Raw genomic sequence first — 738 nt, 5'->3', positions numbered from 1 at the left:
GGCGATCTCCTCGATCCTGCGCAACCGGTAGTACAGGCTCGCGCGGTGGATGCACAGGCTCGCGGCGGTGCGCTTGACGTCGCCTGCGTTGCCCAGGAACGTCTCCAGCGTGGTGACCAGCGCGTCGTTGCCGCCGTCGTGGTCAAGCAGGCGGCGCAGCCCGGGATGGAGGCTGCGGCCGAGGAGGTCGTAGGGCAGTTCGGCCAGCAGCCCGTAGACGCCGAGGCCGGAGTGCCAGACGACGGGGCCGAGGCTCCGGATGATTCCGGCGATGTCGGCGGCCTGTTTGGCCTCGGCGTAGGAGAGGTGGACGTCCGTCAGGGCAGGGCGGTGCTCGCCGACGCCGACCCAGCACTCCTGAGGTGTCCGGCCGCTCTCGGCGGCGATCTGCCGGTGGATCGCGGTGGCCAGGTCGTCGGTCTCTGCCCGGGAGGGGACGGGCTGGACGAGGATCAGGATGCCGTGGTCGGGGCGTTCCAGGTGGATGGCGCCGCGCGGGGGGAGGCGGCGGCGCGCGTGGTCGAGGCCGGCCGTCAGGGCGAGCCTGTCCTGGTCGCCGAGCGGCTGGCCAGGTTCGTACGCGACGGTCGCCACCAGCGCGCGCACGGGACCGGCGGTGATGAGTTCTTCTTCGATCAGCCGCTGCGCCGCGTCGCCGCGCAGCCGGAGGTCGGGCGAGATCAGGTCGCGTACCAGCTCACGCTCCCGTCCCCGGCTCAGCTCGCCGATCAGGAAGTC

At 72.4% G+C, this 738-nt stretch carries 1 protein-coding gene; it reads right to left on the bottom strand.

Going from position 1 to position 738, the window contains the following annotated elements; translation table 11 throughout:
* Positions 1–738 (bottom strand): helix-turn-helix domain-containing protein (locus ABGB18_RS49380; protein WP_347702667.1); only part of this gene is annotated, 738 nt, incomplete at both ends.

It is taken from the genome of Nonomuraea sp. B12E4 (assembly GCF_039871825.1).
Lineage (GTDB): Bacteria > Actinomycetota > Actinomycetes > Streptosporangiales > Streptosporangiaceae > Nonomuraea.
The sequence above is the reverse complement of the archived record's forward strand: the minus strand, read 5'-3'. Positions and strand labels throughout refer to the sequence as shown.